Origin of the sequence: Fluviicola sp. (assembly GCF_039596395.1) — a bacterium.
GTDB lineage: Bacteria > Bacteroidota > Bacteroidia > Flavobacteriales_D > Crocinitomicaceae > Fluviicola.
Window position 1 is genome coordinate 719,885 of record NZ_JBCNJT010000001.1, and the last position, 24,349, is coordinate 744,233.

General features: G+C 42.7%; 24 protein-coding genes. 6 read left to right on the forward strand and 18 right to left on the reverse strand.

Annotation, left to right across the window (positions count from 1 at the left end):
• Positions 1-2 precede the first annotated feature (2 nt).
• On the reverse strand, positions 3-713 hold the full coding sequence (locus ABDW02_RS02935) for a hypothetical protein (RefSeq protein ID WP_343631928.1): 711 nt from the start codon (positions 711-713) through the stop codon (positions 3-5).
• Positions 710-1,267, reverse strand: a complete 558-nt coding sequence (gene ruvC / locus ABDW02_RS02940; RefSeq protein WP_343631929.1) for a crossover junction endodeoxyribonuclease RuvC — start codon at positions 1,265-1,267, stop codon at positions 710-712. The genes ABDW02_RS02935 and ruvC overlap by 4 nt, the downstream gene beginning before the upstream one ends.
• A 46-nt stretch (positions 1,268-1,313) precedes the next feature.
• On the opposite strand from ruvC, the gene ABDW02_RS02945 reads away from it, so the two are divergent.
• The 4 genes from ABDW02_RS02945 to rhuM all read left to right on the forward strand — a co-directional run bounded on the left by ABDW02_RS02945 (position 1,314) and on the right by rhuM (position 6,610).
• Positions 1,314-2,189, forward strand: coding sequence for a hypothetical protein (locus tag ABDW02_RS02945; RefSeq protein WP_343631930.1), 876 nt, complete (start codon positions 1,314-1,316; stop codon positions 2,187-2,189).
• A 3-nt stretch (positions 2,190-2,192) separates the two neighbouring features.
• On the forward strand, positions 2,193-3,266 hold the full coding sequence (locus ABDW02_RS02950; RefSeq protein WP_343631931.1) for a glycosyltransferase: 1,074 nt from the start codon (positions 2,193-2,195) through the stop codon (positions 3,264-3,266).
• A gap of 162 nt (positions 3,267-3,428) precedes the next feature.
• Positions 3,429-5,882, forward strand: coding sequence for an ATP-binding protein (locus ABDW02_RS02955; RefSeq protein ID WP_343631933.1), 2,454 nt, complete (start codon positions 3,429-3,431; stop codon positions 5,880-5,882).
• 80 nt (positions 5,883-5,962) lie between these two features.
• Positions 5,963-6,610 carry a RhuM family protein gene (gene rhuM / locus ABDW02_RS02960; protein WP_343631934.1) on the forward strand — a complete coding sequence of 216 codons (648 nt, stop codon included), beginning with the start codon at positions 5,963-5,965 and terminating at the stop codon, positions 6,608-6,610.
• A gap of 156 nt (positions 6,611-6,766) precedes the next feature.
• Here the strand turns inward: rhuM and ABDW02_RS02965 are convergent, their stop codons facing one another.
• From ABDW02_RS02965 to ABDW02_RS03020, 12 genes are all read right to left on the reverse strand, one after another.
• A complete protein-coding gene (locus tag ABDW02_RS02965; protein WP_343631935.1) occupies positions 6,767-8,101 on the reverse strand; it encodes a sigma-54 dependent transcriptional regulator in 1,335 nt (444 codons plus the stop codon).
• Between the two features lie 79 nt (positions 8,102-8,180).
• Positions 8,181-8,507 carry a hypothetical protein gene (locus ABDW02_RS02970; protein ID WP_343631937.1) on the reverse strand — a complete coding sequence of 109 codons (327 nt, stop codon included), beginning with the start codon at positions 8,505-8,507 and terminating at the stop codon, positions 8,181-8,183.
• Between the two features lie 230 nt (positions 8,508-8,737).
• A complete protein-coding gene (locus tag ABDW02_RS02975) occupies positions 8,738-9,199 on the reverse strand; it encodes a hypothetical protein (protein WP_343631939.1) in 462 nt (153 codons plus the stop codon).
• 48 nt (positions 9,200-9,247) lie between these two features.
• Positions 9,248-9,643: a DUF3127 domain-containing protein gene (locus ABDW02_RS02980; protein WP_343631941.1), complete on the reverse strand. Its 396-nt coding sequence runs from the start codon at positions 9,641-9,643 to the stop codon at positions 9,248-9,250.
• A 22-nt stretch (positions 9,644-9,665) separates the two neighbouring features.
• Complete coding sequence (locus ABDW02_RS02985) at positions 9,666-10,559, reverse strand: flavin reductase family protein (RefSeq protein WP_343631943.1); 894 nt, start codon at positions 10,557-10,559, stop codon at positions 9,666-9,668.
• 104 nt (positions 10,560-10,663) lie between these two features.
• Complete coding sequence (locus ABDW02_RS02990; RefSeq protein WP_343631944.1) at positions 10,664-11,728, reverse strand: choice-of-anchor L domain-containing protein; 1,065 nt, start codon at positions 11,726-11,728, stop codon at positions 10,664-10,666.
• 17 nt (positions 11,729-11,745) lie between these two features.
• Positions 11,746-12,768, reverse strand: a complete 1,023-nt coding sequence (locus ABDW02_RS02995) for a choice-of-anchor L domain-containing protein (RefSeq protein WP_343631946.1) — start codon at positions 12,766-12,768, stop codon at positions 11,746-11,748.
• A gap of 40 nt (positions 12,769-12,808) precedes the next feature.
• Positions 12,809-14,455, reverse strand: a complete 1,647-nt coding sequence (locus tag ABDW02_RS03000; RefSeq protein WP_343631948.1) for a M1 family metallopeptidase — start codon at positions 14,453-14,455, stop codon at positions 12,809-12,811.
• A 95-nt stretch (positions 14,456-14,550) separates the two neighbouring features.
• Positions 14,551-14,919: a DUF1801 domain-containing protein gene (locus ABDW02_RS03005; RefSeq protein WP_343631949.1), complete on the reverse strand. Its 369-nt coding sequence runs from the start codon at positions 14,917-14,919 to the stop codon at positions 14,551-14,553.
• 155 nt (positions 14,920-15,074) lie between these two features.
• On the reverse strand, positions 15,075-15,680 hold the full coding sequence (locus tag ABDW02_RS03010) for an HPP family protein (RefSeq protein ID WP_343631950.1): 606 nt from the start codon (positions 15,678-15,680) through the stop codon (positions 15,075-15,077).
• Positions 15,677-16,147, reverse strand: coding sequence for an OsmC family protein (locus ABDW02_RS03015; RefSeq protein WP_343631951.1), 471 nt, complete (start codon positions 16,145-16,147; stop codon positions 15,677-15,679). The genes ABDW02_RS03010 and ABDW02_RS03015 overlap by 4 nt, the downstream gene beginning before the upstream one ends.
• A gap of 70 nt (positions 16,148-16,217) precedes the next feature.
• Positions 16,218-16,877, reverse strand: coding sequence for a class I SAM-dependent methyltransferase (locus ABDW02_RS03020; RefSeq protein WP_343631952.1), 660 nt, complete (start codon positions 16,875-16,877; stop codon positions 16,218-16,220).
• Between the two features lie 221 nt (positions 16,878-17,098).
• Between ABDW02_RS03020 and ABDW02_RS03025 the strand changes: the two genes are divergently transcribed.
• On the forward strand, positions 17,099-17,725 hold the full coding sequence (locus ABDW02_RS03025) for a MarC family NAAT transporter (RefSeq protein WP_343631953.1): 627 nt from the start codon (positions 17,099-17,101) through the stop codon (positions 17,723-17,725).
• A gap of 48 nt (positions 17,726-17,773) precedes the next feature.
• Here the strand turns inward: ABDW02_RS03025 and ABDW02_RS03030 are convergent, their stop codons facing one another.
• From ABDW02_RS03030 to ABDW02_RS03045, 4 genes are all read right to left on the reverse strand, one after another.
• Complete coding sequence (locus tag ABDW02_RS03030; RefSeq protein WP_343631954.1) at positions 17,774-19,012, reverse strand: sensor histidine kinase; 1,239 nt, start codon at positions 19,010-19,012, stop codon at positions 17,774-17,776.
• A 667-nt stretch (positions 19,013-19,679) separates the two neighbouring features.
• Positions 19,680-20,948, reverse strand: coding sequence for an aminotransferase class I/II-fold pyridoxal phosphate-dependent enzyme (locus tag ABDW02_RS03035; RefSeq protein WP_343631955.1), 1,269 nt, complete (start codon positions 20,946-20,948; stop codon positions 19,680-19,682).
• 196 nt (positions 20,949-21,144) lie between these two features.
• Positions 21,145-21,687: a DinB family protein gene (locus tag ABDW02_RS03040; RefSeq protein ID WP_343631956.1), complete on the reverse strand. Its 543-nt coding sequence runs from the start codon at positions 21,685-21,687 to the stop codon at positions 21,145-21,147.
• Positions 21,688-21,755: 68 nt separating this feature from the next.
• Positions 21,756-22,589 carry a hypothetical protein gene (locus tag ABDW02_RS03045; protein WP_343631958.1) on the reverse strand — a complete coding sequence of 278 codons (834 nt, stop codon included), beginning with the start codon at positions 22,587-22,589 and terminating at the stop codon, positions 21,756-21,758.
• 188 nt (positions 22,590-22,777) lie between these two features.
• On the opposite strand from ABDW02_RS03045, the gene ABDW02_RS03050 reads away from it, so the two are divergent.
• A complete protein-coding gene (locus ABDW02_RS03050; protein WP_343631959.1) occupies positions 22,778-24,346 on the forward strand; it encodes a hypothetical protein in 1,569 nt (522 codons plus the stop codon).
• The last annotated feature ends 3 nt before the right edge of the window (positions 24,347-24,349 follow it).

Genomic DNA, 24,349 nt, shown 5'->3' on the forward strand with positions numbered 1-24,349 from the left:
CCTTAGCGGCATTCGATTTGGATGGATGTCATCAGTTTTCTGAATTCCTTGTTGTACTGATCTTCATTGAACCAGTTTTTCTGGTTTTCCAGGACACAGTTCCACCAACCGTATCTCAATACTTCAATTCTTGCCCAAAATTCTTTGTTCGGAGCATTCCAGTGCTGTTCGAATGCTTTATTTATTGGGTTGGGATCAAGTGCTCCTTCGACCTCCTTTTCATGAATTTCTTTCCAGGCATTCAATAAGGTATTGCCACCTTTTTCCAAAGCAGTGATGTAGTGGGAACATTCTTTACAGTAAGGTGTCCCTTTCAATGCTTTGGGTTGGTTTAATGCGATAACCGCTTTTTCGCGCAGCAGGCATTGTTCCCTGATATTGTCCAGCCTCATTTTTTTGAGATTGGTCCAGTATTCGCCTTTCGGGTATTCCATTTGCTCAAGTTCGGTAACGAATCCGGAACATTCCGACCGGATGTTTTTGACATTAAAATAAGCAGTGTCTTTCGGTTGGTAAGCCAAAAAAGGCTGACTCAATTCGGATGCCTGAATCAACGTGAAATGCACGTTTTGCACTTGTTCGTAATTCGCTTTTGCAGGATCAATTTGCGCTTTGGATATGCAATAACCTTCCTGCCATTCGAAAACTTCCTGAGCACATAGCAAAGAGGAAAATGAAAGCAGAAGGCCAACGGATAGTATGAAGTTTTTCATCTGATTTTACGTTCCGGGTTTTTACTGAGAAAACTGCTCCAGCCTCCGCCTTTGCTTTTGTTGTTCTCACCGATTCCTTTGGAGAAATGATGACAAACTGCCGCTGCAAGCCCATCCGTTGCATCCAGGTATTTGGGAAGTTCTTCAAAACGAAGCAATGTTTGCAGCATGGCGGCAACTTGTTCTTTGGAAGCGTTTCCGTTTCCTGTAATTGCTTGTTTGATGCGTTTCGGAGTGTATTCTTCGTAGGGAATATTTCTTCGCAGGGAAGCTGCAATGGCAACACCCTGTGCTCTTCCCAGTTTCAGCATGGATTGGACATTCTTTCCAAAGAAAGGGGCTTCAATAGCCATTTCATCCGGTTTGTACTCTTCCATAAGCCCGTCAATGCGATCAAAAATGCGTTTTAGCTTATCCGGTTGATTGTCGAGTTTGTTCAACTGGATAATTCCGAAGTTGAGCATTTCAATTTTCGTGCCTTTAATATGGATTAATCCATATCCTAATACAGTTGTTCCGGGGTCAATCCCTAAAATTATTTTATCTTCGGCCATGCAAATGAAACAGGAGGTTAAAGCTACTAAAAAACGGGCTGGTTTAATGACATTGTTCAAATTATTGGTGTTTGTGGCCGTAATTTGGACTCTATATTTCCAGTTGAAAAATGTGGATTGGGAGCATGCCAAAGGATTGGATATCAAAAACTGGTGGGCGCTTGTACTGGCTTTTGTATTGCTGGTTCCCAATTTGTGGATGGAATTCCTGAAATGGAAAGTGATTACCAACTCCTTACAGGTAGAAGAAAAATTGGTCCGAAATGCCTTTTGGGCAGGAGTTGCTTCCGGTTTTATGTCGCCCAACGGATGGGGAAATTTCCTCGGAAGACTGATTTACTTCCAAAAACGCCAAACGATTTACATCATCTTTTCCACGGCACTTGCCAATTTGAGCCAGCTCATTCCCACTTTGCTTTTCGGTTTGTTCGCGGTATTGCTGAAATACGGAAATTCCAATTCACTTTGGATTACCACCGCATTGGGAGCTGTGTTTATCCTGCTGGTTTATTTCTTCGGGGATTATTTGCTTCCGAAAAAGAGAAGCCGGATTTCACTGATCAGAAGGCTGCAAAGTATCCGTGGGCGTTACCAAAACCTGAAATGGCCTTTCCTGGCTTTTTCAGCCATCCGTTTTTTGGTGTTCAGCCTGCAATATGCCCTTTTATTTGTGACTTTCGGTTACGAGGATTTTTGGTTTTTGATAACCCAGATTTGGTTGATTTACCTGTTCACTTCTTTTATTCCGTCTTTGTGGTCGGGAAAAGTATTGATCCGTGAAACAGCGGCTTTATTTGTATTTGCGGGAACGGCTGTTTCCGTCCCGGATGTCATTGTTTCCAGCATTATTATTTACCTGATAAATATCGCTTTGCCGGCATTTATGAGTAGTTTTATCTGGTTACCGAAAAGAAAAAAATAAGTTATGTGGTTGATTGGCTCCTGGGTACTTCTTTACATCCTTTCGATATTAACGCTCCTGTTCGGAGTGAATCGCCTGCGGATGAGCCGGAACTCCAAAAAAATGATGGCGATCGACGAAATTTCGGTGGTTATTCCATTCAGGAATGAAGCTGCGAACCTGGAAACTTTTCTGGAATGCATTTATGCGCAACGTTACCAGCCGGCGCAATGGATTTTTGTCAATGACCATTCTTCGGATTCCTATATCGACCTGTTTAAGGAAATGGATTCCTTCCCGATTCGCTTGCTGCATTTACCGGAAGAACAAAGAGGGAAGAAGCGCGCTATCCGCTTTGGTATGGACCACGTGCGAACGGAATATTGTTTAACAATGGATGCAGATGTTTCCTTCGGAAAAGAGTACATGAAGTCGATGCTATTGCTCCCGGAAGCCGAATTGATCATTCTGCCGGTGGAAATGACCGGAAAGAAGTGGTGGCAGTCTTTTTTTACGCTGGAATACCTGTTTACGACACTTTTGAATAAGGGAATTGCAGGATGGGCAAGGCCTGTTAATTGCAGTGGTGCAAACCTGCTGATCCATGTTTCGAGCTTCGATCAGGTGGATGATATTGACGAGCACGATCATATTTTGAGCGGCGACGATATTTACACGCTGAGGGCTTTTCGTTCATCGGGGAAACGCATAGAGATTGTGGAAAATGAAGCATTGAAAGTAGAAACGGAAACTCCCGGAACGGTTTCTGAAGTGATGGAACAACGTGTTCGCTGGTTGGGAAAGACGAGCCATGTGGCGGATTCACTGAACAACTTTTTGGGAATTTGGGCAGTTGGGCTACATTTATACTATTTCCTCCTGCTGATCATCACTTTCTTTGCCGGAGTTTACTGGCTGACGTTCCTGATCATCGCCTTTAAATACGGAATGGATTTTATGCTGGTTAAAATGGACAAAAAGAAACCCGATTCCTTTGATTTGCTGGGCTTAGGCTTATTCGAACTATTCTATCCGGTTTATCTCTTTGCTTTATTGGCCTACCTGATGGTTTCCCAACCGGAATGGAAAGGAAGGTAAATGCTGCCTTTTTAGGTCTTTTTAATAATTACCGGTTTTAATTCTACCTATTTTTAGGGCAAGTTTAATGTTCAAAGAGTTCAAGCGTTCAATGTCTCAATAGCGACCGGTATCAATTTTGAACTTTTTAAACCATTGACCTTTTGAACGAAAACAAGAAATTTGGAACATCCGAAAAGATTTACGCAAACTACGCGCGGAAAGCTGATCCTGGCTTTCGGATTGGTGCTGTGTATTTCCCTGCTTACCTGGATCGTTAACCGGAGTGCCTTTGACCGGATCAACACGGTGGTAGAAGATCTGACCAAACCGAATCACCGGCTGGAAGCCCTGAACGACCTGCAAATGGAACTGAGCCGTCTGAATGATTTTTACCGGGCTGAAGCTTTACAGAACAAATACAATCCTTCGGAAGAATACGGGATAAGAGTGGGTCAGATTTCAGAACGATTAAAGCAATTGAAAGATTCTTTTGCGGATAACCCGGACCAGGTGCAGCGATTGGTTGAGGTCGATTCAATTTTTACCAAACGGAATAAATTGTTTGAGAAGTATTTGAAGATCCGTTACAATTATATCAACAGCGGATTGGTAGACAGGCAATTTGAGGAACTTGCAGACCAGGTCGACAAGGAAAACCTGAAAGTGGATACCAATGTGGTCACTACTGAAAAACAAACAAAAACGTATACTTATTTCGATCCGGTGGTGAAAGAAGAAGTCCCGGTAAAAAAGCGGCGTTTCCGGCGAAGAAAGGAAGAGGTGGTGATGGAAGCGAAACCATACGTTGTTGTGGAAGAAAAAACGAATGTCCACATTGATACCCTGGCCGTTTCACAGAAAAAAGACAGTATCATCGAAAATATCCGGCTTTCCCTGGATCATGTGGAATCGGAACGGAACACCGGGAGAAAATTCCTTCAGAAACAGGAATTGATCCTCATTAAGAGTAACGAGATTTTGTTTAATCGCCTTGTGGAAGTAATCGGTGAAGTGAAAAACGAAGAAAGTTTGTACACCGAATTGAGTTCGTCCAGGTCCATACAGATTGCCCGTGATACGATTTCCCTGACAAAAATGCTGACACTGGTCTTTGTACTGGTTGCTTTCGTATTGATAGGTTTCATCATCGGGGATGTATCCAAGTTTAATCGTTACCGCAAGCAGTTGGAGGCATCACGGGAAGAGGCGGAGTTCCACAGTCAGGCGAAACAGCGCTTTCTTTCCAATATGAGTCACGAGATCCGTTCTCCGCTGCAAACAATTGTCGGGTACTCGGAATTGATGATGAATGAACCGCAAACCGATAAATCCAAAATCGAAGTGGTTTCGAAAGCATCGGAACATTTGCTGCAGGTTGTCAATGAGATCCTGGACTATTCCCGCATCATTTCTTCGAACTTTAAAATAGATGAGAAACCTTTCCAGTTAACGGAAATGATCGATGAGGTGGCCGGTTTTACGGCTTTTCAGTGTCAGCAGAAGGGAATCCGGTGGAATTTTGACAGGAATGAATTTGAAGCGGAAAAGTCCTGGGTTATTTCAGATGCATTCCGTTTGAAGCAGATCCTGATCAACATCCTGAGCAACGCGGTGAAATTTACCGAAAAAGGTTCCGTTTCCCTGGAAGTTCAATTGAAAGAAACCGAAAAGAACCTGGATGTGAACTTCAAAATCCTGGATACCGGGATCGGAATGAGCGCAAAGGACCTGAAAGTGGTTTTCCAGCAATTCGAACAGGCGCGGAATGCACCTATCCAATCCGGAACGGGTCTGGGATTGAGTATTGTGAAAGAACTGGTGGAAGCGCTTAAAGGCGAAATGAATGTTGGTAGTAGCCTGGGAAAAGGCACGGTCTTTAGTCTGAACTTTTCCTTTGAAAAGGCAGAAAAAGCAGTGCTTCCGGTTGCCGCAGATGAGCAGGAACACATCGAACTGGATGGAGTATTGTGGGTGGTGGATGACGACGCCGCTATTTTGAAACTGTGCGAACAATTATTGAAGCAGAAAAAGCTCCGGTACCGGTGTTTTAATGATCCGAAAGAATTACTGGATGCAACCTGGGATGAAGATGTTAAATTTGTTTACGCCGATGTGCGCATGCCCGGAATGAGTGGGATAGAATTGTGCTCCAGGTTGAAAAAACGCGGACATACGGATGTGAAGATTGTTGCGCTCACCGCCCAGGTTCTCCCGGAAGAAAAAGAGATGTTCCTGCAAAGCGGATTTGACGGAATTGTGTTGAAACCATTCAAAAGCCGCGAGTTCTATGCACCGATCCGTGAAATGGAAAAAAAGGATTCCGAGTTTGATTTTTCATCTTTGCGCCAAATGATCGCGGACGAAAACGACTTCCGTGAGATCAAACTTCAATTCGTGTCTGATTCGAATGCGGATCTGGTAGCTATGAACAAAGCCCTGGAGGAGGAAAATACACGCGATTTATTGTTACTGGTACACCGTTTAGCCGGAAGGTTCGGACAAATGGGGTCGAAAAAGTTAGCACCAAAACTGAGAGAGCTGGAAGTACAATTGAAAAATACCGCAAAAGGGATTGTATTTTACGAGGTCAAAGAAATTATCCCGCAGCTGGAAAAAGCTTTAAACAATCTTTAGTTCGTGGATATTTTTGATGACTTTTTTCTTATATTTATTTAGTAGCGATCTTGAAATTTTTATCCCGAAAATAGCGTTAAATGAATTTAGATAATCCACAAAGCTTTATATTTTATACTACTAGTGAAGGTAAAGATAATGTTCAAGTTTATGTTGATGAAAGCGGACAAACTGTTTGGATGACCCAAAGAGGTATGTCTGAGGTTTTTGGATGTTCCACAGATAATATATCCCTTCACTTAAAGAATATTTTTAATGTAGGAGAATTGAATATTGATGAAGTTACCGAGGAATCCTCGGTAACTGGTGCTGACGGTAAAAATTATAAAACCAAACTGTATAATCTTGATGCTATTATTTCAGTTGGTTATCGGGTAAATTCTCAGAATGCGACAAGATTTCGAATATGGGCTACAGGTATTTTAAAGGAATACCTGGTGAAAGGATTCGCAATGGATGATGAGCGATTAAAGCAAGGTAAATCGTTATTTGACAAAGATTATTTTGATGAGTTATTAGAGCGGATAAAGGAAATTCGCGCTTCTGAAAGAAGGTTCTATCAAAAAATTACAGATATCTATGCCCAATGTAGTGTAGATTACAATCCAAATTCACCTGTTACGCAGCAGTTTTATGCTACAGTACAGAATAAATTAGAATTTGCGATCACTAAGCAAACGGCAGCAGAAAACATTTCAACAACCAGTTTAATGAATATGAACTTTTAATGATGCCGGGGCTGTCAGTAAATTGGTTGCTAAGAAAATTGCAGAAGAAGAATATGAAAAATTCAGAATAGTTCAGGATTCAAATTTCACTTCCGATTTTGACAAATTGATCGAAGGAATCAATTCAGGAAAGAAAAACCAATAAACGATTTAAATTCACTCTAACTCGTACTTCTCCATCTTGCTGTAAAGCGTTTTCCGGTCGATATTTAAAAGCTGAGCGGCCTTGGTTTTATTATACCGGGTTTGAATAAGCGCATTCAAAATCAGTTCCCGTTCGTTGGTTTCCTGTACCAGTTTCAAATCGTTCGGATTGCTGGTCTGAGCACGGGAGATCATTTCTTCCGGCAGTAGTTCGGTACCGATGACATCGTCCTTGGACAACAAAACGGAGCGTTTGATGACATTGCGCAACTCGCGCAGGTTTCCCGGCCAATCGTATTTTTTGAATACCTGGATAATCTCCGGAGTAAGCCTTTTCACCGAGCGATCCAGTTCCTGGTTTGCCTGGTCTACAAAATACTGAATGAATAATTCCAGGTCAACACCTCTTTCGCGCAGTGCTGGCATCTGGATCTTGAATTCATTGATCCGGTGATAAATATCTTCCCGGAAATTTCCCGATCCGATTTCCTGAAGAAGGTTTTCATTCGTTGCACTGATCAACCGGATGTTGATAGGAATACTTCTCCCGCTTCCAACCGGTTCAATGGTCCGTTCCTGGAGTGTGCGCAGTAATTTGATCTGTACGTCGTAACCCAGGTTCCCGATTTCATCCAGGAACAACGTACCTCCGTTTGCTTTTTCCATCAATCCTACCTTGTCCTGCAAAGCACCTGTAAATGCACCTTTGGCATGACCGAATAATTCACTTGCAGCCAGTTCTTTGGAGAGAACCCCGCAATCAACGGCTATAAAAGGACCGCCGGATCGTTTACTTTGGTTGTGGATGGAACGCGCAATGTGTTCTTTCCCTGTTCCGCTTTCCCCGATAATCATCACCGACATTTCTGTAGGAGCAACCAGGTCTACGTATTCATACAATCTCCTGGCAACTTCACTTTCTCCCTTGATGAATGATTGCGCGTTTTTCGGTTTTGATTCCTGTTTTTTAGAAGGTTCTTTTTTGTCAAGTGCCGATTCGATCACCAGGAGTAATTCGTCCGGGTTAATGGGTTTGATAATGTACTCAAACGCACCCGATTGAATGGATTTTACAGCTGTGCGTACATCATCGAAACTGGTAATAATCACAACCGGTAATACGGGAAATTGAGTTCCCATTTTGGCAATGAGTTCCAATCCGATTCCATCCGGTAAGCGGTAATCCAATAGTAACAAATCGAATTTTTCCGAACTCAGTAATTGCTGTCCGGACTGCAGGTTTGATGCAGAACTTACCTGGTATCCTTTCTTTGTGAGAAAAGTAGTTACGATTTTTGCAAACGTCGGATCGTCTTCGATTAACAGGATTTTAGTATCCAAAGCCACATTTTTGAGATTACTAATTAAAAATAAGAAAGGTCACGCAGAAGCATGACCTTTCTTATGATTATTTAAGGAAAAAAGCTTACTTGATCACTGTTCCGTCCTCTTTGAATTTCACAACGTTTAATTCCGCTTTGGTGTTTGATAATTCTACTTCATAATATGGCTTTTCAGCTTTTACGATGTATGCTTGTTTAGCAGTCCATCCCTGAAAAGAGTCTTCTGTTAGTGCTTTGCGAACTGCAGCAGGCAATTCTTCCAATTTGATTTTCACACGGTCAGGATTGTTTGCTTCTGTTGCCGCAACTTCGGTTGCCTGAGTTGTTTTGTTTTCTGTTTGAGCCGGAGCCTGAGCGTTAGCAAATGCCGTTGTTGTAATTGCGATTGCTGCGATGATCAACTTTTTCATGGTATTTATTTTTAAATGATTTCTGCAGAGACACTAAGAAATATGATACCACTTTTTGGATTCAAAATTCAAAAAGTAAAAATTCAAAAGCTGAAGCCCTTTAAAAATAGGCGATTGGGAAAGTTTAGATTGAATTTTCTAACCAATTACGCACCTGTGCCAGAACTGAAAAAGTGTGGAATGTTTCCACAAAACGAGGGGTTGTTCTACAATTGGCCAAAGGTATCGGGTTAGTATGCGATTGGAGCATCCAGTTTTAATTGCTGAATGACTTTGTTTTTGAGCGGAAAAAGGGAAGCAAAATAAAGAACGCCGATTCCTGTGAGCAGGATGAAAAAGGTATTGGTGGTCAATACGTAGCAAACAATGGCAAAGATGAGCGATGCATCTACCAGCCCCATTTGGATAATACGGGTACTCGTATAAGCTTTGATCAGTTTCAGCGGATCGGTTTCGTTGTGCACTTTTGCCAGCATTGCTTTACGCATGAAAATACTGGTTGAAACTGAAATGACCATAAAAATGGGAGCGATCAGTTGGAACAGTTCATTGATTTCTGTTTGCTGACTTCCGGGTTCAACGATAATACTCATAGCTGTCAGAAAGCTAAGAATGCCAAACAGGAATGCTCCGAAGATGATGCGGATCAGGGTGATGCTTCCGGTAAGTCTGCGCAGAATTTCTGGGTTCATAGGTTTTGAATAAAAAAAAGCCCCGGCGAAAAACCGGGGCCGGATTATTTAGAATGGTAAATCGTCATCATCGCTAGGTGCAGTGGAAGCACTTGGAGTAGCAATCGGATCAAGGTTCATTGCTGTTGGTCCTCCTGCCGGAATTCCACCTCCCATGGAGCCGGATCCCACTTTCTCAATTCTCCATGCTTCCAGGGTGTTGAAGTATTTCACTTCTCCCTGCGGGCTTGTCCATTCGCGTCCTCTCAGGTTGAAGGACACTTCAATTTGGTCTTGTGTGTTGAATCCATCAATCAAGCTGCACTTATCCTGTGTCAACTGGAACAAGATGTCCTGAGGATACATACTTGCGTTATCAGTTAAAACAAATTCTCTCTTTGAGAATTTTTCTGATACTTGAACTGTATCATTCTTCACCTTTAAGATTCCGGATATTTTAAACATATTTCTACGGGTATTTACTATTTTAATCGTTAAAAGAGAGCAGGGTCATCCATGCTCCTTCAATATCATTTTTATTAATTAATTCTTTTGCACGTTCGTGTAAAGCGAGTTCCAGTTTTGCCGGTTCGTCTTCTAAAGTTAGGAATAAATCGCTTAATTCCAATAATTTATATTCGTTGACATCCGTTTCATTCGGCAATTCCGTAATGCCTGCCAACTGTGCCAGGTCGTTCCCGGACAGGATGATACTGACGCGAATATCTTCCGGGATTTGGTCAAAACCGACTCCGATGGTTGTAATAGGTTTGGTAACTTCAAACATGGAAGCTTCATTGGCATGACAATACCAGTTTCCGCCCATTCGTGCAACGAGGTTGATCTTCTTTTGATCAATTGTGCCGTCTTCCGCCAGGATTTCCTCGTGGATATGAATTTTGGTTACTTCACAGATTACCAGGTTTCCTGCGCCGCCCTGGTCTCCCAGTTCTTTTACTTCAAGCACTTTGCATTCGAACTGAACAGGAGCTTCCAAAACGCGCATCGGTTTTACCGTATCGGATTTTACCGGCGTAAGGCCTGACTTTACGAATTCATCCACTTCCGGTCCGTAAGGGGAACTGCTCAGGCTCATCTGGTGCAGGATATCCATATTCACAATGTTAATAACCACTTCCGGGATATTTTTGACATTGTTGTAGGTGTCCTTTGTTGTATTCGTTCTTCCGTTTCTTGCCGGAGAGAATATCAGGATTGGCGGAGCAGCCGAAAAAACATTGAAAAAACTAAACGGCGATAAATTATTGACTCCGTTTTCATCGATTGTTGAAGCAAATGCGATGGGACGCGGGCCAATGGCTCCAAGTAAATATCCATGGAGTTTGGGTACGGGAAGTTCTTTCGGGTCGAGCGTTAACATGCTTGCAATTTTCTACAAAAGTACCAAAATCAAAGCGGTCTTTTGAAGTCAGAAGCGAGATTTAATTAACAAAATGACTCGCTAACGATGAAAACAGAAAACGATCAGCGAATCACTTTTTTGCTTACCTGGCCATTACTTCCTTCCACACGGATCAAATACATTCCTGAAGCATAATCGCTTAAATCGATATTGGTTGTTTCGGTGATTTTGGATTGTTGCATGACTTTCCCGGATAAATCTACTACGGTATAGGTCAGGTTTTCGGGGTATTCCGTGATTTGAATAGTTGCCTGCTGGTTGGAGGGATTATAAGCGATACTTACAAAATTCTCCAGTGTGTTTTCGTTAATACCGGCAGTGATACCACCTTCTTCCAGAAAAACTCCTGAATCGAATACCCCGTCTCCGGCATCTGCAATAGCAATAATAACCTGGTACATTTGTCCTGGTGTTACTGCTGATTTGGCAGTTAACGGAACCGTTAAACCATCAAATTGCACGTAAGTATTATTAGAATTATACGGGGCCTGTACTCCGTTTCCATTGTTTACAAAGTACTGTGAGTTGGTAGCCTGACAAGCGCCTATTCCGGAGCCGGTATTACCCGGGTTTCCACCGTTGACAGTATTAATGGTGATTGGAGCACCGTTTGGTAGACGTGCTATGTTTTGACTTCCTCCAGGTATTCCCGGACCGGAAATATAAATGGCAAAACCATCACCACTACCAAAAGATTGAGAACAAACATATTCGGGGTATTCTTCCGAACCAAAAACATACCTGATTTTTAAAGTATCTCCATTGGGAATTACATCAAAAGAAACTATAGCTGCATTAAAGGATGCTGCGGCAAGCATACTTGTTAATGGAGAGTAGCCGGGAAAACCATTATCAACACCTGAATTGTTCTCGTCGTTTGGTCCTACGGTAAAATTAGCTATGCCGGTGGTCATCAATACCCCTGAACTAAAAGGCATATTCTGAACATTTGCAGAGAAATAACAAATGGCTGATAAAGATCCGGAATAACTGACATTTGAGATGGAAACGTTATCGCTTGAAAGTGCGGTTGCAATAAAATCAGCTGGATTGTTCCCGCCGGTAATTAATTGAGATGATGCTAAAAATGACTGACTGAAAAGAATCAGACTAAACAGGTATTTCATAATGAGTTATTAAAGATTTAGCGAACCACTTTTTTGCTGACCTGGCCATTGCTTCCCTCCACGAGGATCAAATACATTCCCGAAGCATAATCACTTAAATCAAGGTTCATTGTTTCGGTGATTTTGGACTGCTCCATGGTCTTTCCGGATAGATCTACAACCGAATAAACCAGTTTTTCCTGGTATTCCGTTACCTGAATGGTCGCTTGCTGATTGGATGAATTATAAGCGATGCTTACAAAGTTATCCAGTGTGTTTTCTGCCGCACCAGCTGTAACTCCGCCTTCTTCCAGAAAAACCCCTGAGTCAAGAAGGGCATCACCACCATCTGCAATAACCAGTATCACGTGGTATGAGGATCCAGGAGACAGATTGGAAATGAAAGCAGTTAATGGTTTGCTTAATCCGTTATATTGCAAATACTGGTCATCGCTGTTATATGGAGGCAGATTTCCGGTTCCATTGTTAACAAAGTACTGGCTATTTGTTGATTGATTCAGGGTTCTTATTGAAATAGGGTTGGTATTCGGTAAACGGGCAATGTTTTGTGTTCCGTTTATTCCCGGACCCGATACGAAAATTCCGAAGCCATCGTTGTATTGATAACTGGATGAGTTGTTTGAGGAGTATTCTTCGGAACCAAATACATAATTTATTTTCAAGGTGCTTCCACTCGGAATAACGTCGAAAGTAATGACAGAAGCGTCGTAGGACTCAACAGCGAATGCACCGTTAAAAAGAGTAAGCCCAGGAGCATTATTTTTAATACCTGCGCCGATTGAGTCATTAGGTCCCTGCGCAAAGTATTTGGAACCGGTGGTCATCAAAAAACCGGAATGGTAAGGTAACCCCACAGTACTGCCGGATGAGAAATAAGCAATGGCATCCAGAACGCCATTATGTTGCACATTGGAGATACTTACTCCCGAACCACTTAGAACGTTGGCAACAAGTTGCTGCGGATCGCTTCCGCCCAAAAGGAGTTGTCCGAAGGAAAATGCCGGTGTTAGGCAAATGATGAGGTGGTAGAGATGTTTCATAAAATAATTTGCGCAAAATTACCGATTTCCGGTAAAAATCCTACTTATATTTTAATCCCTTTTCCTGGACGATCACATACAGGTTCGGATTCAGCTCGAATGAATAATCATGCCCGATTGCATACGATCCCCACTTGGAAGTACATGCCAGTTTCTGCTTTCCATTCATAATCGGCATGTTGAAGCCATCCACACAATTTACCCAGCGGAATTTGACTTTCTTTTTGGAGTATTTCAATTGCAAAGTCGGTGGGTTTTTGGTTCGCAAATATTGGTCGAATACTTTGGACAAATCCATGTTCAGTTCTTTCGAGATGAATTGTTCGATTTGCTGCGTAGTAACCGTTTGATGGTAAAAATCGGCATTCATTTTACGAAGCATCATCCGGAATAAGGAATCGTTTCCGTAAATCGCGCGGATGGTATGCAACATATTCGCTCCTTTGTAGTACATATCGCCGCTTCCTTCTGTATTTACTCCATATGGCCCGATAATCGGCTGGTCGTTCATGATATTTTTCCGGAGTCCCTGGCAATATTTGTCAGCATCTTCTTTCCCGAACCAATAATCGGTAAACAAGGTTTCGCTGTAGCAGGTAAATCCTTCGTGAATCCACATGTCGGCGATGTCTTTGGAAGTGATGTTGTTTCCGTACCATTCGTGACCACTTTCGTGCACGATGATGAAATCCCATTTCAATCCGACACCGGTATTGCTCAGATCAGAACCTAAATACCCGTTCTTAAAACCATTCCCGTAAGCTACTGCGCTTTGGTGCTCCATTCCCAAATAAGGGGCTTCCACGAGTTTGTATCCGTCCTGGTAGAAGGGGTAAGGACCGAACCAATATTCCAAAGCCTTTAAAGTCCGGGGAGCGTCCTGGAATTGTTTTTTCGCTTTCTCTTCGTTTCCTCTCAATACCCAGTAATCGATTTCCAGGTTTCCGTTTTCTCCTGCAAAGTGTTCGTGGATGTTTACATAGTCGCCAATGTAAGGGATCATGCAGTAGTTATTGATCGGATTGGTTACTTTCCAAGAGTAGGTTGATTGACCTAAGTTGTTGATTTCTTTACCGATAAAGCTTCCGTTACTCACACAAACCAACTCGCCCGGACAGGTATAATGCATGGTAACACCTGCGTCCGGTTCGTCGTATTGGGAATCTTTACACGGGAACCAAACGCTTGCTCCCTGTCCCTGGCAGGCGATGGAAACCCACGGTTTGCCATTGTGATCTTTCGTCCAGACAATACCGCCATCCCAGGGTGCACGTTTTGCAATTTTGGGTTTTCCGTGGAAATAAACGGTCAGTTTTGAATCGGTTCCTTCATAATTAGCGTCTTCATAACGGATGAAATAAGCATTGCCGTCTTGTTTGATACTTGCTGCCGGGATGCGATCTCCACGTCCTAAAATGACACTGTCAATGATCATCGGTTGCTGCAGGTCAATCTGTAAAGTACGCTTTTCGTATACTCCTTCAACCGGTTTTGTGGAAAAGGTGATGACATTCTTCCCATGAATTTCCTTGTTGTTGATGTCAAACGTAACGCTCAGGTCATAGTGCTTCAAATCCCACCAATTGCGGGACGAACCGTAGTTACCACGCAGCGAATCTGCATGTGAGAATTGACCGGAGGAAGTGGCTGCAAGCAGCAAGGAGTAAAAGAAGAACAGGTATTTCATAATGACTTGGTCTTTACCGGTTACACGGGTATTTATTGATCAGTCGCGGCTGATCTCTTTTGTGAAATTAATGATTCTTTACAGAAACGACTTGTCTATTTTCCTTTTCCATGTTTAGCCTGGTTCTCAGCCAGGCGAAATAAAACGATTTCTGTAATCAGTTTTGCGGGAAGCGGCTCATTCAACGGGAATTGCACGGAACCTTTTCCCTGTTTGTATTTCGACAATTCTTTCTCAAAAGCTTTGTGGCCGGTTGGTGTGGCATAGAAGCCAATGTGAGATTTGTACCCGGCGAAATAAACCAAAGGTTTTCCGTTCACTTTGTAAGCCGGCATTCCATAGGAAATGGATTCCACAGCTTCCGGGGCCGTGTCGGTAATTAGTTTTCTCAGGGTAACCAAGCGGTCATGAGTTTCTCCATCAAACTCACGGATGTATTCGTCGACGTTGGTGAATGTTTTCATTTTTCCGGGATTTCAGTACTTTAAGATTTAGGATCTTAAGACTTTAATTCGTCTTAGTATTTTGATGTCCTAATATCCCAATGTCCAATTTTCAGATAAATATAATTCAATTGTGTCTTACATGAAAGTTGTCGCGACTTTTGAATAAATGTCTGTTAGCGGTTGTTTCTTTTTTTAGAAACATCTCTCAGGCGGATCCGTTTTGGAACGATGTATTTTGTCAGCCTGCTATTGGTAGGATAGGACCTGTTTTTCGTGAGATTGTTAGCGATAATTGCCACCAGAAGCAGGATTAAAACACCGGAAAGAACGGGCGATAAAACATACATGAATCCCAGTGCTTTGACTTTCGGAGTTCCGATAACAGCAATCAGTGCCGTTGCTCCGCCGGGCGGATGCAATGTTTTGGTCATTTGCATGGCAACGATGGATAGACTTACTGCAAGCGGGGCAGAAATCCAAAGCGGATCAGGAACTAATTTAAACACGCAGACGCCGATGAAAGCAGAAATGACGTGTCCACCCACCAGGTTTCTCGGTTGTGCGAGCGGACTTTGGATTGCTCCGTAAATCAACACGCTGCTTGCCCCGAATGATCCGATCAGGAAAATGTTTTCCAGTTTGTCCAATGATTGCGACTGGGTCCATGCAATTAGCCCGATCCCGAAGAAGGAACCGATAAACGTCCAGAAATGTTCCCTAACATCCACCAGTGTTTCTTTGTAGAGGACATACCGGACTTTTCTTATGGATTTTTTCATGATTCTTTTACGCTGCAGACCGGTTCGTGAGTAACCGGGAAATTACAGGAGTTTGCAATGAAGCATTGTTTGTTGGCCTCGTGATGCAGGCTGTTTGCCAATTCAATTTTGGAAGCATCCGTAATAAGTACTTTCGGACGCAGTATGACAGATGTGAAACGGCCGCCATCCGGATCCTGGATCATGGTTCCGACCGGTTCATCCGTGTATTCGATGACCTGAATTCCTGCATCGGCGCATAAGTGGAAGTACCACAACATGTGACAGCTGGAAAGGGAAGCTAAAAAGAAATCTTCCGGGTTGTGTTTGGTTTTGTCGCCACGGAAAGGCACGTCTGCCGAACAGAGTAAATCGGGTTTATCGGGAATCTGAAGGGTGAATTCTCTTCCATAAGCGGCGTAATCGGATGTTCCGGTTCCTTTGTTGCCTGTCCAGGTGACAGTTGCGTGGTATGTGTGTTCTTTCATAGAAAAAGTTCAAAAGTTCAAAAGTTCAAAAGTTTCAGCCGCGGCTGATTCAAAGTTCAAAAGGTTCGACTTATTTTTCGTTCTCCAATACAAAAGTAGAAAATTGTCTTTCTACCGGATCTCCGGCTTTGGTGTGCACGGTTTCGGTTTGCCGGTCTTCCAGTTTCAGGATGAAGGAGCTTTTTTCCACCAATTTCATTACTTCATCGGGATTATACAGGGTAAAGCCAAAAGGAGTAAAGGGAAGTGTTTCCATAAAACTCCGGTGTGCGAAGGTTAGTGAAAACAGGGCTTTGGGTTTTAATATGCGGGATAGTTCCGTTAGTGTTTCCAGAGGATTTTCCCAGAAATAGAGGGTGTTTACAGTAAACAACTTGTCGAACCGATCGTTTGCAAACGGAGTCTTGTTACCATCGTAGAGCACAAAATCGGCTTGTTTGGCAGCTACAAATGATTGATTGATTTGTTTTGCCTGGCTGTTCATAAGCGTTGAGATTTCTAAACCCGTATAGTGAATGTGGTCGCTTTGGGCGAAGAGGTATTCCAGGTGACCGGCGTTCCCATGACCTAATTCCAACACAACATCTCCGGGAGACAAATTTAAATTCAAAATGGCATTTTTGGTCATCCCGATATTGGTTTCATGCATCATTTGTGCAATCTCGCTGCCTTTCTCTCCTGAAGGATGACTCAATTGGGAAGCCAATTCTATTAATTGTTCTTTCTCCATTTTTGTGTTTTTACGAAAATAAGCATTTGAATCAATTTTCCCTCTTTGAAGGGGGATTAAGGGGATGGTCACCCCTCTCTGTCTCTCCCGCCGACTTCCTGTCGGGACAGGCTCCTCAAAAGGAGAAGTTTAGAAATTCGCCTCTCCATTGTAATCGTAACCAACAATTAATATTCACCTAACGTCAAAACTCCGGAATATGGGGAATTTTGCGGCAAAAAATGGAACTTTTTATCAGTGTTTTCGCCGCTTTATTCTCTGTTTTGAACCCTTTGGGAACGGTTCCCGTTTTTGTTGGACTGACCAGGGACGACACCAAGCACCACCGGGATAAAACCTCTCTCTGGACTTCCGTCAATGTGTGTATAATTTTATTGATCTCTTTTTTTGCGGGGAAGTATGTGTTGAATTTTTTCGGGATCAGTATTAACTCCCTGCGTGTTGCCGGCGGATTGATCATTGCTACTTCGGGTTTTGCCTTGCTTACCGGATCTTTTACCAAGCACAAAGGAATGAAGAAAGCGAGTGTGCAGGAAGATCTGCAAACACGCTCGGAAGTTTCTTTAACGCCGCTGGCAATTCCAATGCTGGCCGGTCCGGGATCTATTTCGTTGCTGATTACTTACAACCAAACGTTTGATAACAAAGAGCAGCACCTGCTTTCGGTTTGTGCGATTATTGCTGTTTGCCTGGTGATTTACCTGATCTTAAGAACGTCACACTTTATTGTGAAGGCACTTGGTGCTTCAGGGATTAATGCCATTTCTCGGATCATCGGGTTTATTGTGATTGCGATAGGTGTGGAGTATGTTTCTTCGGCGGTGCAGGAGATTTTGAAAATTAAATAATTGCGAATTGCGAATAATATTTAATTAGGTATTCGGAATTAGCAATTATTACTGATCTTCTTGCGGGCTGAAGGTAATGTCGAAAATGGTTTCTGGGTAGGTTTTTAATTCCATGGTTCCTTCCAGCTGGTCTGTCAATGATTCGATGAGGTCCAGACCGAAGGAGCCCTGGCGGGAAGGCGCTTTCCAGGTACCGCTGTCTTTGTAGATCAGTTTGCATTTTTTGCCCTGGTAATGCATAAATGAGATCGAGATCAGGCAGTTTTCGTAATCGTCGAAGGCGTATTTCAGGGAATTGGAGATCAATTCATTCAGGATCAACGCAAGCGGAACGATGGAACGTAAGCCAATGGAATCGATGTCGCATTCGATCTTCAGGTTTACCGGGTAGCCGGATTGATAGGAAGAAACGAGGTCGGAGGAAAGATCGTGCAGGTATTCGCGTAAATGCAGCGTGGACAAATGATCACTCTGATACATTTTCTCATGGATCATCGACATGGCGATAACCCGGTGGGTCGCATCCTTGAATTTGGCAATGGCTTCCGGGTTTTCCAATTCACGCGATTGAAGCCTCAGCAAACTGGTAATGATCTGAAGGTTGTTCTTTACACGGTGATGGATTTCCTTCAGCATCACGGTTTTCTCTTCGTTCTGTTTCGAAATGATGTTGTATTGTACCTGCAGAACGTCCTGGGCTTCGTTTAGTTTTTTCCGTCCTACTTCGTTCGTACGAATGTTTTCCCAGCCGAGATACCCGATTATGACGAAACAAATGATGCAATTGATAACTGTTGCGATCAGTTGCTCGTTGGTCAGGTTCCGCATGATTTCCATCTGTTGGTCGAGGAAGTAATAAAAGTATATGGACTGACTGGCTGCGTGGAATATGGCAAATGCGATTCCCCAGCTTGCTCCCAGGACAATAAATGCAAAGAGAATGTTGATGGTCATCCAGAAACCGTTGAGGAAATGCGGCTGATTGTGGATAAAGAACAGAGGAATGGCGCAGCAAACGGCACCGATAATATTGAAAACAATGGTCGGAAGCCTGAATTTTCCGCTGCGGTAGATATAAATCGTGGCAACCATTACCGAAAAGAAGGCAATGAGCGTAATGGACGCAATGGTAAAGCTGAAATAAATAAACAGAACGATACTTAAAACCCCGATTACCAATGTTAAAAACAATGACAAGCGGTAGGCCAGCATGAACTTGGTCTGGTCTTCGAAATTGTTTTCATTGGTGAACTTCGGAACGAACACGCTTTTCAGCAGATTAAGCATAGTCTAGTTTTAGTAGAGTGAATATACAGATTCTTTGACTTAGTTGGGTGTTTATTTGATGAATTGTTCGTAATTCAGTGATATTGTTAGTTGATAATTAAACCACAAAGGAACATAGGACACATAGAATTCTAAAAATGCGACCCAGCAGGCGATTGAAGTTAAAGGTGTTTCAAGCGGATAATTGTTGTTTCGCTCCGCTCACGTTCTTTTATCACCTAAAAAAACAAAGCGCATAGCTTTTTAAGGATTTACATATTTGTGTAGTTGAGAGACGGTTTCTGAGTTTAGAAATCAGACTTTAAAGGGAAGGTTGAGTCAAGTCAAAGCCGTCTTTTCACTTTTTCTCATCTGAAAGGCAGGACCTTCGCTATACCGTAATCCCAGTCCTGGCAGGGTTTTCCGGTGGGCAATTTGAATTGTTAAGAATACGGTGAATTGTTACAGGAATAACGTTTTGATACTATACCCATACTTGACCTATGCTTTACCTATACTTGACCCATACTTGATGGTGAAGAAGTGTTTTTGAGGAATTTCTTTATTGCGACCGAATGTAGCAGTTGTGTGTAATTTGATCCCATTTTATGGGGGCATGACGTTGGGCAATATACACAAAAAAGCCCCGATCAATCCGAACGGGGCTTTGAATTTATATTCGAAAAAATCACTTCTTTCTGTCTACTTCAACTGTTGCCAATTCATCCGCTTTGTAAGCTCCTGAATCCAGCTTCTCTTTCAATTTCTTGAATGTTTCGATCGTGTAATTCACGTCTTCCAACGTATGTGCGGCAGTTGGGATGATACGCAACATGATCACATCTTTCGGTACAACCGGGTAAATGACGATGGAACAGAAAATGTTGTAGTTTTCACGCAGGTCGAAAGTCAAATTCGTTGCTTCTGCCAGGTTTCCTTTCATGAAAACAGGAGTAACCGGAGAGTTTGAAGCACCGATATCGAAACCTGCATTGATGAATCCTGATTGAAGTGCGTTTGCGATTTCCCACAATTTGTCTTTCAATTCCGGGCGTGTACGCAACAATTCCAAACGTTTGCGGGCACCGATCGTGATGGTGATAGGCAATGCTTTTGCAAACATCTGAGAACGCATGTTGTAACGGAAGAATTCGATGATGGATTCTTTTGCACAAATAAATCCTCCGATGGAAGACATGGATTTTGCAAATGTTCCGAACAATACATCGATTTCGTCTTGAACTCCCTGAGCTTCACCGGCACCTTGTCCTGTTTTACCCAATGTTCCGAATCCGTGTGCGTCATCAACGAACAAACGGAAGTTGTATTTACCGGATTTACGGAATTCAACGATTTCTTTCAATTTCCCCTGGTCACCGGCCATTCCGAAAACTCCTTCTGTGATAACCAAAATACCACCACCTGTTTGTTCAGCCAAACGGGTTGCGTTTTTCATTTGCTTATCAAAGCTTTCCATATCGTTGTGCTGGAATACGAAACGCTTACCTGTGTGTAAACGCATTCCGTCCAGGATACAAGCATGTGCTTCCGAGTCATAAACAATGATATCACTGCGGTCAACCAAACAGTCGATTGCAGAAACCATTCCCTGATATCCAAAGTTCAAAAGGATACAATCTTCCATCCCCATGAATTCAGCCAACTCATTTTCCAGCTTTTCGTGCTCACTTGTCTGACCGGTCATCATACGTGCTCCCATCGGGTAAGCCAATCCGTATTGTTCAGCCGCTTTTGCATCAGCTTCGCGAACTTCCGGGTGATTTGCCAATCCCAGGTAGTTGTTCAAAGACCAAACCAAACACTCTTTTCCGCGGAAAATCATTTTGTTACCTAATTCACCTTCTAACTTTGGAAAGGTAAAATAACCGTGAACTCCTTTGGAATACTGCCCGATAGGCCCGCGGTTACGTTCAATTTTATCAAAAATATCTGCCATACTTGTTCATTTTCCATTAATCAATTGCATCTCTGATTAACAGTTGAGTGTGCAAATTTAGAAGTATTCCAGCTATATTACCAATTTGTGATGAAAATTAATTAACCAAGAAATCAACAGCGGAATTATCAATTATGAATTACAGAATTATCAAGAGGGATCATTCTTGATCATTCATAATTGAAAAATTGATAATTCAGAACGCTTCGTCTGTGTCGACCAGGTAGCGTTCTTTGATGATATTACAATGATGGATAACGTGTCCGACCATGATCCAGCCGAGATTCCGCGGGGTGTTCGGGGTGTTGTTTGCCGTTCCTGCAAAATCCAGCATGGAAGCATTCATCCCTTTGAACAGGGAAATGCCTGCTTTTCTTACATCGATGAATTCCTGTCTCAGGTCTTCCAGCGAGCGTTGATCTATGTTGTTGTTTTGGGCATACAAGCCTTCATCGAATCCGTCTACCGGTGTTTTGTCCTTGCGTGAAAAGCGAAGTGCCCGGTATTGGAAAATGCGTTCCGTTTCAATAAAATGCAGGATCACACCTTTGAGTGTCCATTTTTCATCGGCATACTGGAAATCGGCTTTTGCTTCGGGAAGACCGGCTATAAAGTCTGCAGTTTCGGTTAAATTGTTTTCCAGTGCAAGCAACAGATCATCCTGGCCAATGGTGCGGTCAAAATAGTATTTGGCATACGCCGGTGCAACTTCCGGATCGGGCCTTCCGATGAAACTCATATTCGAACATTTTAGGAACTCTAAAGTTAGGAAATGTTTGAAACATAGTTCCTGAAAAGCACTTAAAGTTATTGGATAGACTTTCTTTTTGCCGCTTTCCCGATTTTAAGTACAAACCCGGTATTGATGTAGCCGGTTGTAAAGTACCCGGTCTCCACAAATGCCCCGAAATGTCTCAGGAACATGAAGTTTGACCCGATGCAGACATTGGCAACCGGGATCACATCGCTGCCGATAAAGTCTCCGCTGTAACTATAATTGTTGTAGTGATTTCTCATGGCTGCTCCGGCCATAAACGAGAAATAGGGTTGTATTACTTTCACAGGAATAGGTGCAATGTATTTCACGTTGACCGTATAGGCAAACACTTCTGAGTATACTCCCGAATCGTAAGCAGCATTATCTGTTCCTGCAATACTTACTCTTGCTCCAACGCTGATACCGCGGACAAACACATTTTTGCGCGGGAAGCGTACATCAAATCCGATAACCGGTTTGGAGATCCCGTTACCGCCCAGCCATGCATTGCCCACATAGAATGAAAAACCGGGATCAATACTTTGTATCTGGCGGACTTTCTCAATGTATGATTTCTTTTCACCGGTATTCAGCGGCTTTTCGTCCGTTTCTTTTTTGGGTGCTTCGCTTGTTTTTGGTTCCGTTGATTGCGGCGCGTTGATGACTTCTTTTGTTCCGTTCTCGTATTTAATCATAAAAACATCGGCTTTGGAAACGGAATAAGTGGGTCCTTCCAGGTTTGAAGTTTTTTTATACTTGATTTCACTTGTCCCGATTTCCAGCACTTTTGCAGGGATTTCTTCACCGGTCTTTAAAATGATGTTATCCTGGGAAAACGAGATTCCACCGACAAATAATGTACATACAATCAATAAATATTTCATAGCAGCAATTTGCGGCAAAAGTAGAGAAATAAGTTCCGGAGACAGCCGGTTTAATAACATGTGAGGCAAAAATACTCCAAAAGTAGTAGTGCCGATTTACGGTGATTTCATTCCATTTTTAAGCAATTTTCAGAAACCCTTCACCTGCTTTTTGGAGAATGCGATTAATTTTGCCCCAAAAAAACCGCATGAATCGAATAACCCTCTTTATCTTTCTGGCTGCAGCCCATTTTTCCTCCGGACAAACACTTCAGGCACGGATTGCAGAAGCACAGACGCTGGATGAGTCGCTGAACCACGCATTGCTTGGCAGGTTGAATAACCAGCTTTACAGTATTTCCGAAGATAAGGATGCCATGAACATGGACATTTACGATACGGAGTCTCTGCGTTTACTGTACCACGAACAAATCCAGCTTTTCGAGAAGGATAAATTCGAACTGGGAATAGAAGGTGTTTACCGCGTGCAAAACCAGTTTAAACTGGTAGCCAGCGGATTTTCAACCGGAACGAATCAATTTGCCGTTTTTATCTATACGATCGGGGAAAACGGGAAACTCAGCGAACAATTCCAGCGCATACTTTTTACGGAGAAGTCCAAAACCAGTCATCATGTGTTAACAGATATACAAACGAGTCCTGACCATTCGTCATTGATGGTACATGTGGCTTTTGTAAACCAGTTTGCGGATTATGTGGACCATCATGTGCGTGTTTACAATGAGAAGCTGGTAAACCTGTTCAAAACGGATTATGCCTCTTTTCCGAAATCAGGGTCGAAACAAAGGTACGACCTGGTTTATCACCTGGGAAAAGAACATGTGTATGAATGTCAGCAGGAAGTTATTTACAATAAATCGCTGAAGAAATACCAAGCGGTTTTGAAGTTCCGGAAATTTGATTTCAAAGGCGAAGAAACAATTTATATCCAAAACGTAACACTCAGCGATGGCTATCTGCTTTCTCCCGATATCCGGATGAAGGAAAAGGGTTCTGATCTGCAGGTTTTAGGTTCTTATCTGAGTACATCCAAAAAGGCAGTTATCGGCATCCGGGGTGTATATATTTTGAACCTGAACGGAGATCTGTCAGTTCGCTATGCGAAAACCAAAGCTTTTTCGGCAGCCACCAAATCGAAAAGTTTGAAAGGATATGAAAGCCCGGAGTTGTTGGATGTTCCGTTGCTTTACGGCTTGAATGAGTGTATTACGGACAGTAAGGGAAATACGTATATGCTTTACGAACGTGCATCACAGACATCTTCTACCGGGTTGACGGAGTATTATTACGGATCTGTTATTGCGGTAAAAATTGATCCGGAAGGAAATGCGGAATGGGATACTTTTATTGCAAAATCCCAATTTTTCAAAGAACGGGGAATTCCGCTCCTAGTGGTTGTTCCCGGATTTGTATTGGCAACACCTTTTGCTATCCGTATCTCAAAAGACAGCAGGCAATATTTGTCTTTTAAGTCTATCCTGAAAGACGATGAGCTTTACCTGATTTACAATGACAATCCGGCAAACGAAGGAAGACAGGCCGACCAGGGAAGGGAAAACATGATGAATTCCAAACAGGGAGTTCCTTTTTACATTCATCTTTCACCGTCCGGAAAAGTGGATTACCAGGTCTTGAAAAACCTGAAGATCGGTACGGAGATGCAGCGAATCATTTATTCGGTATCGCAGGGAACAACCTTGTTTACGCTTCGTGATTCGGGGAAAACTGAAACATTGCAGCGTATCGAGTTCGAATAAGCG

Excerpts from the sequence above, each read along its gene's own strand:
- ABDW02_RS03030 (WP_343631954.1), bottom strand. The coding sequence starts at position 19,012 with ATGCTTAATCTGCTGAAAAGCGTGTTCGTTCCGAAGTTCACCAATGAA.
- ABDW02_RS02990 (WP_343631944.1), bottom strand. The coding sequence starts at position 11,728 with ATGAAATACCTGTTTAGTCTGATTCTTTTCAGTCAGTCATTTTTAGCA.
- ABDW02_RS03020 (WP_343631952.1), bottom strand. The coding sequence starts at position 16,877 with ATGGAGAAAGAACAATTAATAGAATTGGCTTCCCAATTGAGTCATCCT.
- ABDW02_RS02995 (WP_343631946.1), bottom strand. The coding sequence starts at position 12,768 with ATGAAACATCTCTACCACCTCATCATTTGCCTAACACCGGCATTTTCC.
- ABDW02_RS02935 (WP_343631928.1), bottom strand. The coding sequence starts at position 713 with ATGAAAAACTTCATACTATCCGTTGGCCTTCTGCTTTCATTTTCCTCT.
- ABDW02_RS03015 (WP_343631951.1), bottom strand. The coding sequence starts at position 16,147 with ATGAAAGAACACACATACCACGCAACTGTCACCTGGACAGGCAACAAA.
- ABDW02_RS02980 (WP_343631941.1), bottom strand. The coding sequence starts at position 9,643 with ATGTTTAAAATATCCGGAATCTTAAAGGTGAAGAATGATACAGTTCAA.
- ABDW02_RS03045 (WP_343631958.1), bottom strand. The coding sequence starts at position 22,589 with ATGAAATATTTATTGATTGTATGTACATTATTTGTCGGTGGAATCTCG.
- ABDW02_RS03000 (WP_343631948.1), bottom strand. The coding sequence starts at position 14,455 with ATGAAATACCTGTTCTTCTTTTACTCCTTGCTGCTTGCAGCCACTTCC.
- ABDW02_RS03005 (WP_343631949.1), bottom strand. The coding sequence starts at position 14,919 with ATGAAAACATTCACCAACGTCGACGAATACATCCGTGAGTTTGATGGA.
- rhuM (WP_343631934.1), top strand. The coding sequence starts at position 5,963 with ATGAATTTAGATAATCCACAAAGCTTTATATTTTATACTACTAGTGAA.
- ABDW02_RS02945 (WP_343631930.1), top strand. The coding sequence starts at position 1,314 with ATGACATTGTTCAAATTATTGGTGTTTGTGGCCGTAATTTGGACTCTA.
- ruvC (WP_343631929.1), bottom strand. The coding sequence starts at position 1,267 with ATGGCCGAAGATAAAATAATTTTAGGGATTGACCCCGGAACAACTGTA.
- ABDW02_RS03025 (WP_343631953.1), top strand. The coding sequence starts at position 17,099 with ATGGAACTTTTTATCAGTGTTTTCGCCGCTTTATTCTCTGTTTTGAAC.
- ABDW02_RS02985 (WP_343631943.1), bottom strand. The coding sequence starts at position 10,559 with ATGTTAACGCTCGACCCGAAAGAACTTCCCGTACCCAAACTCCATGGA.
- ABDW02_RS03050 (WP_343631959.1), top strand. The coding sequence starts at position 22,778 with ATGAATCGAATAACCCTCTTTATCTTTCTGGCTGCAGCCCATTTTTCC.
- ABDW02_RS03035 (WP_343631955.1), bottom strand. The coding sequence starts at position 20,948 with ATGGCAGATATTTTTGATAAAATTGAACGTAACCGCGGGCCTATCGGG.
- ABDW02_RS02950 (WP_343631931.1), top strand. The coding sequence starts at position 2,193 with ATGTGGTTGATTGGCTCCTGGGTACTTCTTTACATCCTTTCGATATTA.
- ABDW02_RS02975 (WP_343631939.1), bottom strand. The coding sequence starts at position 9,199 with ATGAACCCAGAAATTCTGCGCAGACTTACCGGAAGCATCACCCTGATC.
- ABDW02_RS03040 (WP_343631956.1), bottom strand. The coding sequence starts at position 21,687 with ATGAGTTTCATCGGAAGGCCCGATCCGGAAGTTGCACCGGCGTATGCC.
- ABDW02_RS02970 (WP_343631937.1), bottom strand. The coding sequence starts at position 8,507 with ATGAAAAAGTTGATCATCGCAGCAATCGCAATTACAACAACGGCATTT.
- ABDW02_RS03010 (WP_343631950.1), bottom strand. The coding sequence starts at position 15,680 with ATGAAAAAATCCATAAGAAAAGTCCGGTATGTCCTCTACAAAGAAACA.